The sequence below is a fragment of the Mycobacterium sp. TH-M82 genome (assembly GCF_057473605.1).
The window spans coordinates 1-15,897 of the sequence record NZ_JBYCKY010000010.1; the positions used below are offsets into that span (position 1 = coordinate 1).

The 15,897-nt window shown below is 65.0% G+C and carries 12 protein-coding genes and 1 pseudogene; 7 read left to right on the forward strand and 6 right to left on the reverse strand.

What is annotated here, in order from left to right:
- Together AC2VON_RS00225 and AC2VON_RS00230 are read left to right on the forward strand one after the other, a co-directional pair.
- Window positions 1–1,153, forward strand: a 1,153-nt coding sequence (locus AC2VON_RS00225; RefSeq protein WP_486951142.1) for a PPE family protein, incomplete at its 5' end; no start/stop codon positions are given.
- A 39-nt stretch (window positions 1,154–1,192) separates the two neighbouring features.
- Complete coding sequence (locus AC2VON_RS00230; protein WP_486951143.1) at window positions 1,193–2,560, forward strand: PPE family protein; 1,368 nt, start codon at window positions 1,193–1,195, stop codon at window positions 2,558–2,560.
- Window positions 2,561–2,597: 37 nt separating this feature from the next.
- On the opposite strand, the gene AC2VON_RS00235 is transcribed toward AC2VON_RS00230, so the two are convergent.
- Entirely contained in the window at window positions 2,598–3,065 is a 468-nt protein-coding gene (locus AC2VON_RS00235; RefSeq protein ID WP_486951144.1) for a DUF732 domain-containing protein, read from the reverse strand.
- Window positions 3,066–3,337: 272 nt separating this feature from the next.
- Here AC2VON_RS00235 and AC2VON_RS00240 point away from each other — a divergent pair.
- A pseudogene (locus AC2VON_RS00240) lies at window positions 3,338–4,267 on the forward strand (LysR family transcriptional regulator); the annotation flags it as partial.
- Between the two features lie 80 nt (window positions 4,268–4,347).
- Here AC2VON_RS00240 and AC2VON_RS00245 read toward each other — a convergent pair.
- Together AC2VON_RS00245 and AC2VON_RS00250 are read right to left on the reverse strand one after the other, a co-directional pair.
- A complete protein-coding gene (locus AC2VON_RS00245) occupies window positions 4,348–5,769 on the reverse strand; it encodes a PPE family protein (protein WP_486951145.1) in 1,422 nt (473 codons plus the stop codon).
- Window positions 5,770–5,822: 53 nt separating this feature from the next.
- Window positions 5,823–7,076 (reverse strand): PPE family protein, encoded by a 1,254-nt coding sequence (locus AC2VON_RS00250; protein WP_486951146.1) that lies wholly within the window; start codon window positions 7,074–7,076, stop codon window positions 5,823–5,825.
- A gap of 362 nt (window positions 7,077–7,438) precedes the next feature.
- On the opposite strand from AC2VON_RS00250, the gene AC2VON_RS00255 reads away from it, so the two are divergent.
- From AC2VON_RS00255 to AC2VON_RS00265, 3 genes are all read left to right on the forward strand, one after another.
- Window positions 7,439–8,809 carry an FAD-dependent oxidoreductase gene (locus AC2VON_RS00255; RefSeq protein ID WP_486951147.1) on the forward strand — a complete coding sequence of 457 codons (1,371 nt, stop codon included), beginning with the start codon at window positions 7,439–7,441 and terminating at the stop codon, window positions 8,807–8,809.
- Window positions 8,810–8,871: 62 nt separating this feature from the next.
- Entirely contained in the window at window positions 8,872–9,210 is a 339-nt protein-coding gene (fdxA, locus tag AC2VON_RS00260) for a ferredoxin (protein WP_486951148.1), read from the forward strand.
- A 39-nt stretch (window positions 9,211–9,249) separates the two neighbouring features.
- Entirely contained in the window at window positions 9,250–10,644 is a 1,395-nt protein-coding gene (locus AC2VON_RS00265) for an MFS transporter (protein WP_486951149.1), read from the forward strand.
- 63 nt (window positions 10,645–10,707) lie between these two features.
- Here the strand turns inward: AC2VON_RS00265 and AC2VON_RS00270 are convergent, their stop codons facing one another.
- The 3 genes from AC2VON_RS00270 to trxB form a co-directional block, all read right to left on the reverse strand.
- The gene (locus AC2VON_RS00270) at window positions 10,708–12,153 is read right to left on the reverse strand and encodes an MFS transporter (protein WP_486951150.1); all 1,446 of its coding nucleotides are present in this window, start codon (window positions 12,151–12,153) and stop codon (window positions 10,708–10,710) included.
- 400 nt (window positions 12,154–12,553) lie between these two features.
- On the reverse strand, window positions 12,554–12,895 hold the full coding sequence (trxA, locus tag AC2VON_RS00275) for a thioredoxin (protein ID WP_486951151.1): 342 nt from the start codon (window positions 12,893–12,895) through the stop codon (window positions 12,554–12,556).
- Entirely contained in the window at window positions 12,892–13,890 is a 999-nt protein-coding gene (gene trxB, locus AC2VON_RS00280) for a thioredoxin-disulfide reductase (RefSeq protein WP_486951152.1), read from the reverse strand. Before trxB ends, trxA begins: the two co-directional genes overlap by 4 nt.
- A 517-nt stretch (window positions 13,891–14,407) precedes the next feature.
- Here trxB and AC2VON_RS00285 point away from each other — a divergent pair.
- A partial coding sequence (locus tag AC2VON_RS00285) for a nitrite/sulfite reductase (protein ID WP_486951153.1) occupies window positions 14,408–15,897 on the forward strand: 1,490 nt, incomplete at its 3' end.

Sequence of the window (15,897 nt, forward strand, 5' to 3'; positions counted from 1 at the left end):
CACGATGTTTCTTGATTACAGTTTGTTGCCGCCGGAGATCAACTCGGGGCGCATGTATAGCGGGCCCGGAGCGGAGTCGCTGTTATCCGCCTCGGCGGCCTGGGACGCGCTGGCCAACCAATTGCATTCCGCGGCAGCGCAATACAGCTCAGTGATCTCGAGATTGACCACCGAACGGTGGACAGGCCCGTCGTCAATGGCGATGGCGGCCGCCGCCCAACCGTATGTCGCCTGGTTGTGCAACACCGCGGTTGCGGCCGAGCAGACGGCCGGCCAAGCCAAGGCCGCCGCGAGCGCTCACGCGTCTGCGCTGGCTGCTCACGTGCCACCGCCGGCGATCGCGGCCAACCGGTCTTTGTTGTCGGCGCTGATCGCGCACAACTACTTCGGGCAGTACAGCGCGGCGATAGGGGAGACCGAGCGCCAGTACGCGCAGATGTGGGCCCAAGACGCGACTGCGATGCACGGCTATACCCGTTCGTCGGCGGCCGCCTCCGGGCTCACCCCGTTCAGCCAACCGCCGCAGAACACCAACCCGGCCGGGCAGAGCGCCCAATCCGCCGCGGTTGCCCAGGCCGCCGGTAGTAGCGCCGGATCGAGCCTGCCGTCGTGGCTGCAACAGATACTGGGCGATGGCGACCTCGTCAACGGCGACGGTTTACTCAACCAGACGACCGGTTACGGGGCACAAATCTTCGGCAACGGCACAGCCGCCTGGGCCGATATGGCAAACGCCCTCAGCAACGCCAACAACGGGGTCGGCTTGTTGACGTGGATTGCGGAAAACCCCGCGGGCATCTTCGAAACGCTCAACCCGCCGTTCGTAGGACCGGCGGCGTTGAGCTTCGGCGGAGCAGGGCTGACGAGCTTGCACGGCTCAGGGCTGAGCGCGGGCCTGGGCCAGGCGATCAAGATCGGCGCCTTGTCAGTGCCGCCGACCTGGGCGATGCCCGCCTCGGCGATCACTCCCGCCTCCTTCACCCTGCCGGTCAGCAGCGCGCCTGCCGTCCCGGCCGTCGTCGGCGGCCTCCCGGGTGGAGCGTTCGGCGAGACCATGCTGGGAACACTGGCCGGGCGGGGTCTTGGTGGCGCGACCGCCCGCGCGGTTTCGCGCCGACGCGCTGTGGTGCCCCGGTCGCCCGCGGCCGGCTGACCGGACTGCACCCTACTTTCTCGAGGACGAGAAACCCTGATGGATTTCGCATTGCTTCCCCCGGAGATCAACTCCGGGCGGATGTACTCCGGCCCCGGGGCAGGACCGATGCTGGCGGCCGCGGCGGCGTGGGACACGCTGGCCGGCGAACTGGAGTCAGCCGCGGTCGGTTACGCCTCGGTGGTCTCGGGACTGACCAGCGAGGAGTGGTCGGGCCCGGCCGCGGCGGTCATGGCGAGTGCGGCGGCTCCCTATGCGGCGTGGCTGCAGGCCAGCTCAACGCTGGCCGAGCGGACCGCGATGCAGGCAAAGGCGGCGGCGGCGGCCTACGAGGCCGCGTTTGCCGCCACCGTGCCTCCGCCGGTGATCGCGGCCAACCGGGCATTGCTGGCGGCGTTGGTCGCCACCAACTTCTTCGGACAGAACACCCCCGCGATCACGGCCACCGAGGCTCACTACGCCGAGATGTGGGCGCAAGACGCGACCGCGATGTACGGGTATGTCCATAGCTCGTCCTCGGCGGGCACGCTGACACCGTTTCACGAGCCGCCACCGACCACCAACCCGGCCGGCCTCGGCGCGCAGGCCGGTGCGGTCGCTGAGGCGGCCGCGACCAACGCTACCCACGGCCAGACCCTCGCGTCGCTTTGGTCGAAGCTGATGGCGTTTCTGGACTCCCCTCGTGGCGGTTTAACCGAGCAAGGCTTAGGCTGGATCAATCAGGCGGTGGGAGACAGTACAAACGTCCCGTTGGGCTACACTACGGCCTTTTACACCATCGGCACGAACGCTTTCGGGTATTTCAGGGAATTTGTCGTGCGCGGCATGATCGCGGGCTACACCACCTTCGAGGGGCTGGGGCCGCAGAATGCCCTGTTCGGGGCCGGCGGGGCAAACGCGCTCGGAGGTCTGGGGAAAGCGGGATTGCTCGGGCCGCTCGCGGAATTGCTCGGGCCATCCGCGGGGCCGGGGCAGGTGTTCGGGCCGGGGCTGGGCCAGGCGTCCTCGATCGGGGCGATGTCGGTGCCACCGAGCTGGGCTACGGCCGCCGCGGGGGCCGTCGCGGGCACCGAGCCGGTGGCGATATCTCTGACGGCCACCAACGCCGCTGCCGCCCCGACGGTCGCCGTCGGACTGCCACCGGGAACAGCGTTACAAGAGTCGATGATGGGCACGATGTCCGGGCGAGGCGCGCTGAGCGGCGTGACCGATCGCCACGACGGCGATGACGACAAGAAAGACGACAACAAGGATGGGGAGCGGCCAGTGGCCGCCCTGGTGATGCCCAGTGGCTGGCTGGCATCGGCCTTGGCCCACAACACCCGAAGGCGCACAGATCCGGATCCGCTGCCGCTCCCGCCGCAATGGCAAGAAGAGTTGGCCGCAAACCAGTCGGCCTGGGGATGAGCACAAGTCACACCCGCCGCTTCCGGCCTCCGGTCAGCTAGCCGCCGCCACCGCCGCCCAAGGGCGGCGGTGGGCAGTACACTGCTCGTGCAAGCTCCATGAACTGAAGAACCTGCTTCGGCGAGAGTTTCGGATTTTCATTTTCGATGGTTTGCGCAGTTTCGTTAGGGGTATGTCCTCCCGCTATGTAGGAACAAACCGCTTTACCGCTGGCGATAACGTCGTCCTCGCTCGCATACCCGATACCCACGTTATGCAGCACCTCGAGAAAATCAGCGTCTCGGGTGTCGTCATCAGCGTACGCAGCACCGGCCAGACCGATCATGGTGGTCGCACAGGCCGAAAACAGCTTCATCACGCGCATTGCGTCTCCACTTTGAGATCCGAAAGTTCTGACCCTGCGTTTCAAAGAGAGCATAACGCACCAAGTACCGGCCCGGAAGGTCGGCGCGGCATGGTCGCCGCCACGAATGTGGCTGTGCCCGAGCCGCAGTAGCTCGGCCACACTCGGCAGCTTGACCCGCGGACGTCCTTGCGCCACAACAGCCGCTGATGATTCTCGGCCCAGTCGACTGGCGGCAGGAGTTTCGATTTTGTGAATTCACCGTCTTTGGCTGCGTCGACGTCCACACAGTGTCCCGCGCATTTCGGGGAGTGATGTGCTCAGCGTGACATAGGACACCCTCTGGCTTCGGGTGGCCTGCAGATGTGTTGTGCGCCAACTGTCAACACGGCCTTTGCTGGTGCACGCAACCCAGAGTTGTGCTTTGGTTGGGTATGCCGCTTAGTTCACGAATGCCCGAACTCGGTGCGTTCGAAATCTTTCTGGCCGTCGCCCAGGCAGGCAGTCTCGGCGGCGCCGCACGCGAGCTCGGGTTGACCCAACAAGCTGTGTCGGCTCGGCTGGCATCGATGGAAGCTCAGATCGGTGTCCGGTTGGCTGTTCGCACAACTCGCGGATCACAGCTCACTCCTGCCGGTGTTCTGGTCGCCGAGCGGGTAGCGGGCCTGTTGGACGTTGCCCACGAGGTCGACGTGTGGCTCAGCTCGCTGCGAGAGGCAAGCCATCAGCGCCTAACGGTCATGGCCAGTCAGACGATCGCTGAACAGCTGGTGCCCAACTGGTTGGTATCCATGCGAATCGCTGCCCGGAATCGGGGTAACGCCGCCCCCCAGGTCATTCTCAACGCCACCAACTGCGAGCACACAATCGCCTCGGTTCGTGACGGCACCGCCGACCTCGGCTTCGTCGAAAACCCTGGCCTGCCCAAAGGATTAGGAAACTGTGTCGTGGCGCACGACGAACTGGTGGTCGTCGTGCCACAACATCACAAGTGGGCTCGGCCGTCGCGAGTCGTCAGCGCGGCCGAACTTGCGCGAACGCCCCTGGTAACCCGCGAACCGCCCTCTGGCATACGCGATTCACTCACAGTGGCCCTACGTCACGCCCTGGGCGACGATATGCAGCAAGCGCCCTCAGCGCTCGAATTGCATTCCCCTGCAGCCATACGCGCTGCGGTCCTTGCCGGCGCGGGGCCGGCGGTGATGAGTCGACTGGCGGTGGCCGATGACCTGTCAGTAGGCCGGCTATGCGCCGTCACAGTCCCCAAATTGGATCTGCGGCGCCAGCTGCGTGCCATCTGGGTTGGTGGGCGTACCCCACCCGCTGGTGCGATACGAGATCTGCTCAGCCACATCGGCACGCGCAAATGGCCCGCGGGGAGGCGAGGACCGGGAACCCCGAGCAGTGTCACGGCGACCTGCTCTGGCTATCGTCCAGCCGCGTCCTAGATCGACTGTGCTGTCGGTGATGGCGACTGCCGCTGGCCATTTTTGGACACGTGTACCGCGTGAATGCCTGGCTGTTGCTGCAGTTCGGCGAGCAGGCCGTCGAGGTGTTCGGAGTCGGTGTGCCAGTGTTGAACGCTCTCTGGGTTTTCCGCCATCTCCGCCACGATGCGTTGCAGGTTAGGGGACGGCTCACTGTCTTTGAGATCTTTTACCTTGACGCTGCCCCCCTTGATGCCGGCGCCGGTTACGGCGCGAGGGACTGCGCCGCCGAGCACGCCTCCGACCATGCCGACAGAAGCCATTCCGCTGTAGAGACTTCCCTGGCTGACCGTGGCCGCCGGGACGACACCGTGCCCGGCGCCGGACAACACCGCAGCAACCGTCTTGATCGCCGGGGTGGCCGCAGCCCAGCTCGGCGGAACCGCCAACCCGCCGGCAGAACCGGCTTGGCCGACACCGGCCGACACCGCCGTCGCCGCCGATACCGCCGGCCCGGCTCCAGCCAAACCCACTGACCCCAGCGCAGACCCACCCGAACCGAGCCCAGCCGCCAGAGCCGATCCCGCCCCGCTGCCGGCACCGACAACCACATCTGAGACGGCCCGGCCACCGATCACCAAGCCCATGATGGTATTGATCAGGACGTCATTAACCGGCAGGATCGTTTTCGGAATCAGCTCCAGATACCCGGCGATCGTTGCCAACGGAGATGAGTTCAGGCTGTCGAGGACATTGAGCGCGGTGACCGGATCACCGGCCTGGAGGGGTGCTGCCAGGCTTTGCAGCGTGCCCGGTGTCGCCGACGTCAGCTGCGACAAGACCGACTGGATGTTCGTCGCGGCCGACGTGGCGACGTTGTGGGCAGCCGCGGCAGCTAGGCCCGCCGTAGCGGTCGGATTGGTGGTTTGCGGCGCCGCAGCGAACGGACTCACCTGGGAAGCGGCCGCGGATTGGCCGGCGTAGCCGTACATGGCAGCGGCATCCTGGGCCCACATGCTGGCGTATTGGGCTTCGTTGGCCGCGATCGCCGCGGTGTTCAGACCGAAGATGTTGGTCGCAGTCAGCGACGCCAGTGCAGCGCGGTTTGCTGCTATCACCGGCGGGGGCACCGTGGCCGCAAGCGCGGTCTGGTACGCGGCTGCGGCTGCCCTGGCTTTCATAGCGGTGTCCTCGGCCTGGGCGGCGGTGGTGGTCAGCCACGCCGCATACGGCGCGGCCGCGGCCGCCATGCTCGCCGATGCCGGACCCAGCCACGTGGTGGTCAGCCCCGAGATCACCGAGGAGTACACCGACGCGGTTGAGCGCAGCTCGGCGGCTAGCCCATCCCAGGCCGCAGCGGCGGCTAGCATCGATCCCGCGCCCGTGCCGGCATACATGCGAGCGGAGTTGACCTCGGGCGGTAAGGCTCCATAATCCATTGTTAGACTCCTTGATTGGATTGCCTGACTAATCGCGGCCGCGCTGGCGGTGGTCATTTGTCGGCCTCGTGTATCACAAAGATGTTCGCGGTCAGGGCGACTTCTCGGGCAGCAGCAGCCTCTTTGCCACTGGTGGCGCCCCTCGTGCCCGTGGGTCGGGCGGCGGAACCGCCGGTACCCGCGATGGCCCGCCCGGCCAGGCCGGACAGGGCCATATTGCTCACAAGGCTTGCCTGGCCATCTGTCGCAATCCCCGCTGCGGCCGCACCGAGGCTGCTTTCCGGCAACATCGCAGCGGCCGCCCTGATCGCCGGGGCGGCCGACGCCCAACCTTGCGGCACCGACAAGCCCCCGATCATGCCGGCGCGACCCGCCGCAACCTGGCCCACGCCGGTCGAGCTGACCACACGAGCGCCCGAACCCAGCCCGTCCTCCAGCGATTCCGCAGCCGGCGAAGCCGGGGCAGTGAACGGCCAGGGCAGCTTGTCCGACGGGATTTTGGCCACCTTCTCCGACGCGCTGGTCAGATTCGCAGCGGCTTGGGGCAGCAGATAACCCTGTACGCCGAGAAGACCAGGGAGCCCGACAAGAGTGAACAACGACAACGGCGATAACGGCCCGGTGATGAAGTCGCCAGCCCCCTGCGCTGTGGGAGCCGCAGCCGCAATGGGCGTTGTCAGGCTGTGCAGCGACTGCGGCACAGCAGACATCAACTGCGGCAACGCCGAGGCGTGCGTGCCAGCGACCTGGGCGACCGCGGTGGCTTGCGCGGCGGTCCCCGCCGGGTTGGTGGTCTGCGGCGGCGGGCTGAACGGCGTCACTTGCGTGGCGGTCGCCGACGATCCGGCATAGCCGTACATGGCGGCCGCATCCTGGGCCCACATCTCGGCGTACTGGGCCTCGGTGGCCATGATCGCCGGCGTGTTCAAACCAAAAAAGTTCGTCGCGATCAGCGCCGTCAACTGGGCACGGTTGGCCGCGATCACCGGTGGGGGCACCGTCGCCGCGAACGCAGTCTCATAGGCCGCTGCCGCCACCCTGGCCCGCATAGCGGTGCCCTGAGCCTGCGTGGCGGTGGCACTCACCCATGCCGCATACGGCGCGGCCGCGGCCGCCATCGCCGCCGACGACGGACCCCGCCACTGCTGCGCCAACCCGGCAACCACCGACCCGTAGGACGCCGCCGTGTCGTGCAACTGAGCGGCCAGCCCATCCCAGGCCGCCGCGGCGGCCAGCATCGGCCCCGGCCCTGCACCGGCATACATCCGACCGGAGTTGACCTCCGGCGGCAACACCCCGAAATCCATCGCTACGCACCCTTCGCCGACTTTGTCCTGATCCCAACAGCAGCGCACCGTCCACCAACTACGGGTGGACCCGCCGTTGCGTCCTCTGCGATTCCCATGGAAGTGATTCCCACGGATGACGCCCTATACTGCCTATGCATTTTAAGCTGGACGAATGCTCGAAGCGTGCCGGAAAACGGCTGCGCAGTCATTTTGCTCCGGCGACGGCCAAGATGGGTTCCCGCGGCCGAAGCACAGCCGGGCGCGACTGTTTACCGGGTGCGGTGTTCCCCCCGGCCCGGCGGAAGTCACAACGAGTCCTTGTGGCTTCACAACATCGAGACCTCTACCGGTAACCCAGCAAGCCCAGCAACATCGAAACCATGACCCGTCCGTACTACGTCGCGATCGTCGGCTCCGGCCCTTCGGGATTCTTTGCCGCAGCGTCGCTGCTGAAGGCCGCCGACTCCGCGGCGGACCTCGACGTCGCGGTGGACATGATCGAGATGCTCCCCACACCGTGGGGTCTGGTGCGCTCGGGTGTCGCGCCCGACCACCCCAAGATCAAGTCGATCAGTAAAACCTTCGAAAAGACTGCCGCCGACCCCCGCTTCCGGTTCTTCGGCAACGTCGCGGTGGGTGAGCATGTCAGCGCTGCCGAACTGGCCGAGCGCTACGACGCCGTGATCTATGCGGTTGGGGCGCAGTCGGACCGGTCGTTGGGCATTCCCGGTGAACAGCTGCCAGGCAGTATCGCTGCCGTGGATTTCGTGGGCTGGTACAACGCGCACCCGCGGTTTTGCACCATGTCACCTGACCTCTCCAACGGTCGCGCCGTTGTGGTGGGCAATGGCAACGTCGCCATCGATGTGGCCCGGATCTTGGTCACCGACCCCGACGTGCTGGCCCGCACCGATATCGCCGACCACGCGCTGGAGTCCCTGCGCCCCCGCGGCGTACAGGAGGTCGTGGTCATCGGTCGGCGCGGCCCGCTGGAGAGCGCATTCACCACGCTGGAGCTGCGCGAGCTTGGCGAGCTGGAAGGGGTCGACGTCATCGTCGATCCGGCACAGCTGGAAGACATCAGTGACGACGATGCGGCGGCGGCCGGCAAGACGGCCGCGCAGAATATCAAGGTGCTGCGGGACTATGCGGGTCGCGCACCGCATCCCGGGAATCGTCGCATCGTATTCCGGTTCCTGACATCCCCCATCCAGATCACCGGCAACGAGAAAGTCGAGCAGATAGTGCTTGGGTGCAACGAGCTGGTCAGCGACGACACCGGGCGGGTGGTGGCCAAGGACACCGGGTTTCGCGACAAGCTGCCCGTCCAGTTGGTGGTGCGCTCGGTCGGCTACCGCGGCGTGCCCGCACCGGGGCTGCCGTTTGACGACAGGAGCGGTACTATCCCCAACAGTGCCGGCCGGGTGGCGAGCAGCCGCAACGAATACGTCGTCGGCTGGATCAAGCGCGGGCCCACCGGGGTGATCGGCACCAACAAAAAGGATTCCCAGGACACCGTCAACACGCTGCTCTACGACCTGGCTGATCCCGGGCGCTCCGGACTGGCCGATTTCTCGGCCGACCACGCCGACAAACTGGCCGATTGGCTCGCCTCGCGCCAACCCAAACTCGTCACCGACGCGCACTGGAAACGAATCAACGACTACGAGCGGTCGGCGGGTGAGCAGCTCGGCAGGCCTCGCGTCAAACTGCCCAGCCTGCCCGAGCTGCTGCGGGTCAGCCACGGCTGATTCCCGTCGGCTGAAGACGCCCTATTGGTTCTCTTGCATAGCAACAGCGAAAGGAGACGGTTGTGACATATGTGATCACCGAACCGTGTGTCGACGTCAAGGACAAGTCGTGCATCGATGAATGCCCGGTCGATTGCATCTACGAGGGCACGCGAATGCTCTACATCCAACCCGACGAGTGTGTCGACTGCGGCGCCTGCGAGCCGGTCTGCCCGGTCGAGGCCATCTACTACGAGGATGACCTGCCCGACGAGTGGAGCCAATATCACCAGATCAACGCCGACTTCTTCACCGACCTCGGTTCACCCGGTGGTGCGTCGAAAGTCGGGGTCACCGACAATGACCCCGTAGCGGTCAAAAATCTGGCTGACAACACCGAAAACGTCACCGCTGGCCAATAACCCCGTCTTGCTGCAGGACGCAGCCGCTAAGCTGGAGAAGTGAAGGCCTATACGGCGCATAGTCAACGTATCGCAGACTGGAATCCAGAAGACGGCGTGGCCTGGGATGCCGGCAACAACGTCCTCGCCCGGCGCAACCTGATCTGGTCGATCGTGACTTCTCATGTCGCCTTTTCGATCTGGTCCTTGTGGTCGGTGATGGTGCTGTTCATGCCGGAGTCCGTCTACGGGTTCTCGACCGGCGACAAGCTGCTGGTGGGCGCCGTCGCATCCCTGGTGGGAGCGGTCGCGCGGATGTTCTACCCGATGGCCAACGCCAGGTTCGGCTGCCGCAACTGGGCGACGTTCTCGTCGGTGATACTGCTGGTCCCGACCGTTGGGGCGATCGTGCTGTTGGCCCATCCCGGCTGGCCGTTGTGGCCCTACCTAGTGTGCGCTGCGTTGAACGGATTAGGCGCCGGCAACTACTCGGCGTCGCTGGCCAATGCGGAGGTGTTTTACCCGCAGCGGCTCAAGGGCTTTGCGCTGGGGCTCACGGGCGGAATCGCCAACCTCGGGTCGGCGTCCGTCCAGGCGGTCGGACTCGTGGTGCTGGCCACTGCCGGTGGCCAGGCGCCCTATTGGGTATGCGCGATCTATCTGGTGCTGCTGGCCGTTGGCGCGCTCGGCGCGGCGTTGTTCATGGACAACCTCGACTACCGCATCGACATGACGCACCTGAAAGCCATCTTGCCGCTGGCTGACTCGTGGGGAATCTCATTTCTCTACCTGTGCTGCTTCGGGTCGTTCCTAGGTTTCGCGTTTGCTTTCGGCCAGTTGCTCCAGCACAACTTCATGGCCGCCGGGCAAACTAACGCGCAGGCATCGCTGCATGCCGCTGAGATTGCGTTCATCGGGCCGGTGTTGGGGGCGGCCGGTCGGGTCGTCGGCGGTAGGTTGAGCGACCGCTTCGGTGGGGGGCGGGTCACGATCAGCGTTTTGGCTGCCATGGTCCTGGCGGGCGGGTTTCTCATCGCCGTCAGCACCCACGACGACCTCGCCCGGAGGGCCGGTGGCAATGTGACGGCCATGACGATGGGTGGTTACGTCGTCGGCTTTATCGCGCTGTTCAGTCTGTCCGGGTTGGGCAGCGGATCGGTTTTCAAGCTGATCCCGTCGGTCTTCGAAGCGCGAGCCATTGCGCTGAACCTCAGTGCCGCCGAGCGTCTCGACTGGGCACGCGTTCGGTCGGGAGCGTTGATCGGCTTCGCCGGCGCGTTCGGGACGCTTGGCGGTGTGGGGATCAACGTGGCGCTGCGACAGTCCTATGAGAGCACCGGAACCGAGACACCGGCATTCTGGGTCTTCTCGATGTGCTATGTGGGCGGCGCGGTATTGACCTGGTCGCGCTACGTGTCGCCGAGACGCGCAGTCGCCCAGACGGGGGCGGTGTAAGCGGGATCTTGTCGTATCCGTCAACCGCGGTAGAGCCGTTCGACTCGTGACGGGCATCCCTCGTCAAAGTTCCGCCGGCTCCGGAACCGAAGGTCGAACAAGTCCACCATGATCTGGCGACACCGTGGCGCCCTGGGTAACCGCCGCGCTCGAGCTGCCGGCGAATGGGCGCCGCACATACATTGTCCAGGTGACCAACCCCGCGACGATGTATACCGCCAGGAAGATCCAGAACGCCGTCGTGCCTGAGCCGGTGCTCTGGTAGGACTGCCGCAGCACCAGGTCCACACCGACGCCACCGAGCGCGCCGGTTGCAGCGGCGAACCCGATCAGCGCTCCCGACATGTTACGTGACCAATGACGACGTTCGGCGTCGCTGACGTCGAGCGTGTGGCCGCGCGCCTCGATGACCGCCGGGATCAGCTTGAAAACCGAGCCTTTGCCGAGCCCGGCCAAGAAGAACAACATGAGGAGACAAACGACAATGCCTGCCATGGTGGCAGTAGTTCTGGCGCCAGGCGTGTGGTCGTCATGGGTGCTGACGCTGGCCAGCACCGCGGTTGCCGCGATCATGCCGGCGTACACGGCCAGGGTGACACGGCCGCCGCCGAAGCGGTCAGCCAACCGGCCGCCGTAGATTCGGGACAGCGCCCCCAGCAGCGGCCCGATGAAGGCGAACTGGGCTGCGTGCAGCGATGCCGCCGCGGCACTCTGCCCACTCGCGATGAAGTTCATCTGCAGCACCTGCGCGAACGCGAACGAGAACCCGATGAAGGTACCGAAGGTGCCGATGTAAAGCGTTGCCAGCACCCAGGTGTCGCGCTCGAACAGCACCGACCGCATGGTGGCCACTTCGATGCCGTGCTCCAGATTGTCCATGAACAGTGCCGCCGCGATCGCGACGACCACGAGCAGCAGCAAGTAGACCGCACACACCCAGTACGGCTGCCGGTTCCCGGCCACCGCGAGCACCACCAGTCCTACCACCTGGACACCCGCTACCCCGAGGTTGCCGATGCCGGCAGTGACCCCAAGTGCAAAGCCCTTGAGCCGCTGTGGGTAGAAGGCGTTGACGTTGGCCAGCGACGCTGCATAGTTGGCGCCACCGCACCCGGTCAGTGCCGCGCACACCACGTACATCCACAACGGCAGGCCGGGGTTGGCCAGCAGCACAATGGTTCCTACGGCCGGGATCAGCAACACCAGCGCGGCAAACGTGGTCCAGTTGCGGCCACTGAACCTCGCGATACCCAACGTGTAGGGAATGCGCAAACATGCCCCGGACAACGTGGCGGTGGCGCCCAGCAGCAGTTTGTCGGCGGCCGAAAAACCGTACACCGAAGCGGGCATGAACAGCACCATCACCGACCAGAGCGCCCAGATCGAGAAGGCGACGTGATCGGCGGCCATCATGCACAGCAGATTGCGCTGCGCGATCTTCTTGTTGCCAGCCTCCCACGCAACGACGTCATCGGGGTTCCAGTCGACGATTCGATGCCCGCGGCCCATGTAGCCTCCTCATGATTGAAAAATACCAACGGCCACGGTAACCGAGCCGGTGGCTGCTGGCGCCCCTTGTAATCTGCCAGTTGGCTGTTGATTTCAACTCGTCAGACACCATTCAGGGATCGTCCAGTAGCCCAGCAGTCGGCTCGGGCGGTGGCCGGCGGACCTGCACGATGGATGAGCAGCACATTCACGCCTGACCGTCGAGGTGGGCCCGGCCCTCCCGCTGAACGCAGCGAGCAGCACGGCATTCACGTACCAACCAGACCTCCAGTGCATTCCCAGCGTTAGTTCACTGAACTAGCAGTGTCGGACCGTCAACCAATCTCCATCCGCCTCACGGCCGCGGGCTACGGTGGTGTTTTGCGTGGACGCCCGTCCGGTACGACACCCAGGGTTACTCTTAGACGACGTCGGAGATTTCGCGGAGCAATGCCGCTTTGCCCTTCGCGCCGACGATGCGTTTGACCGGTTGGCCATCTTTGAACAGGATCAACGTGGGAATTGAGACAACCTGGAAATCATGCGCAGTCCGCGGGTTGGCGTCGACATCTAGCTTGGCTACGGTGAGCTGGCCGGCCTTTTCGGCCGCAATCTCTTCGAGCACCGGGGCCACCATTTTGCACGGTCCGCACCAGGTAGCCCAGAAGTCAACCAGCACAGGCTTGTTGCTGGACAAGACATCCGAAGCAAACGAAGTATCGGAGACTGCCACGGTGGCGCCGGTGTTGTCGGTCTCGGTCATCTGGATGCTCCCATCAGGTCGGTGTCTTCAGTAGTGATTGTGGTATCCGCAGCGGCCGTCGCCGATTCCGCCAGCCAGCGTTCGGCGTCGATCGCCGCCGCGCAGCCGGTGCCTGCCGCGGTCACCGCCTGTCGATAGTCACGGTCCACCAGATCCCCGGCGGCGAACACCCCCTCCACCGAGGTGCTGGTGGAGGGTTGCCGGGTCAAGACGTAGCCATCAGGGTCGACGTCGATGACATCACGGACCAGCTCTGACCGCGGGTCGTGGCCGATCGCAACGAACATCCCGGATACCGCCATGGTGGTTTCCGCGCCAGTAATGGTGTCGCGCAACCGGAGTCCGGTGACCTTGTCATCACCGTCGACGGCGACCACGATGTGATGGGTGACAAAGCGGATCTTCTCGTTGCTACGGGCTCGCTCCAGCATGATCTTGGAGGCCCGGAACTCCTCGCGGCGATGCACCACCGTCACGCTACGGGCGAATCGGGTCAAGAAGCTGGCCTCCTCCATCGCCGAGTCACCGCCGCCAATCACAGCGATGTCCTGGTCCCGGAAGAAGAACCCGTCGCAGGTCGCACACGAGCTCACACCCCGCCCCAGCAACTCCTGTTCACCGGGCACATGCAGATAGCGCGCCGCCGCGCCCATCGCCAAGATGACCGCTTGTGAGTGGTAGGTCTGTCCCTCGGCGCTCATCACCGATTTGACCGGCCCTTCCAACGCGACCGAGTCGACGTCCTCCGCCCGCAGATCCGCACCGAAACGGCGTGCCTGCTCACGCATCTGGTCCATCAACTCGGGACCGAGGATGCCGTCGCGGAATCCGGGGTAGTTCTCCACCTCGGTGGTGGTCATCAAAGCACCGCCGAACGATGTCCCCTCGAACACCACCGGCGCCAACTGGGCCCGGGCCGCATAGATGGCCGCGGTGTACCCAGCGGGCCCGGAGCCGATAACGATGACATCGTGCACAACAGGTGTGGCAGTCATAGAAGCCTTTCCGATACAGCAGGTCCCGAATCGTCAGACGTCAAGCGTATCGGATGTCGGCCAGCGCGCCGTGACAAGCCGAACGCGTTGCCGGAACATCCGACCGTCGAGGGGCCGCGAAGTAAACAGTTCGTTACGCGGAGGTGAGCGGATGTAAGGCGACTTCCTAAATCTGAGTCGTGGTGCCGACCTCGTAGCACCATCGTTGCGATACCTCGAGCGTTTCCGATGCCGATCATCCGGATAGCGGAGAACGCCGCCGAAGTGTCGAGGCCGTCCACAACAAAACGTTGTGACGTCACAACTGCAAGGCTGCTACCGCCGAGAGCACAGGCGGTGAACCATCGAGTGCATGACCTATGGAACCAACTGAATCATTGGCACCTGGCTCGTACCAACCGTGCCGACCAGTCGTATCCAGACTTGAGTAGGTCTACCGGGCGCGCCAGGCGCAGCGAGTCGTTCCACTCGCTGCACCTGGCACCGGCCGGCAGTCATTGTTAAGGAGGGGGTCCACATGACCACAGCCCGTGCCACTAAGACTCGTAGTGAGGGCCAGTGGGCGCTGGGTGAACACCAGCCGCTCAACGACAACGAACAGATGAAATGCGACGATGCTCCGCTCAATGTGCGGGACCGCATTCTCAATGTCTATGCCAAGCAAGGTTTCGACAGCATCGACAAGGGCGATCTGCGTGGGCGGTTCCGCTGGATGGGTCTGTACACCCAGCGGGAGCAGGGCTACGACGGGACGTGGACCGGCGACGAGAACATCGACACGATCGAGGCCAAGTACTTCATGATGCGTGTGCGTTCCGACGGCAAGCCGATGTCGGCCGTCACACTGCGCACACTAGGTCAGATCTCGACTGAATTCGCCCGCGACACCGCGGATATCGGGGATCGGGAAAACGTGCAGTTCCATTGGATCGAGATCGAGAAGGTTCCCGAGATCTGGCAGCGGCTCAGCGTCGTCGGGCTGCAAACCACCGAGGCGTGCGGTGACTGCCCGCGCGGCATACACGGTTCACCGTTGGCCGGAGAGTCGCCGGATGAGGTGCTCGACCCCTCGCCGGCAATCGAGGAGATCCTGCGGCGCTTTATCGACAATCCCGAGTATGCCAACCTGCCCCGCAAATACAAGACCGCGATCTCAGGTCTGCAGGACGTTTCGCACGAGACGCATGACGTCGCGTTCATCGGCGTCAACCACCCCGAGCATGGCCCCGGTCTGGATCTGTGGGTGGGTGGCGGTCTGTCCACCAACCCGATGCTGGCCCAGCGCGTCGGCGCCTGGGTGCCACTGCACGAGGTGCCCGACGTGTGGGAGGCGGTCACGGCGGTGTTCCGCGACTACGGCTACCGGCGGCTGCGCTCCAAGGCTCGGCTGAAGTTCCTGATCAGGGACTGGGGTGTCGAGAAGTTCAGGGAAATTCTTGAAACCGAATACCTCAAGCGGAGCCTCATCGACGGCCCGGCGCCCGAACCGGTTACCCACCCGATCGACCACGTCGGCGTGCAGCGGCTCAAGAACCGGCTCAACTCCGTCGGGGTCGCCCCGATCTCCGGGCGAGTGTCCGGCACCATCTTGTCCTCGGTGGCCGACCTGATGGAGCACGCCGGTTCGGACCGGGCCAGGTTCACTCCGTATCAGAAGCTGGTCATTCTGGACGTGCCCGACGACAAAGTGGACGCCATGGTGACAGGCCTCGACGCGCTCGGGCTGCCGTCGTCGCCGTCGCGCTGGCGCAAGAACCTCATGGCCTGCTCCGGGATCGAGTTCTGCAAGCTGTCGTTTGCCGAAACCCGGGTGCGCGCCCAGACTCTGGTGCCCGAGCTAGAGAAACGGCTGCACGATCTCAATGACCGGCTCGACGTCCCGGTCACCGTTAACCTCAACGGCTGCCCGAATTCGTGTGCCCGCATCCAGGTCGCCGACATCGGCTTCAAGGGCCAGATGATCGACGACGGCCACGGCGGATCGACCGAAGGATTCCAGGTGCACTT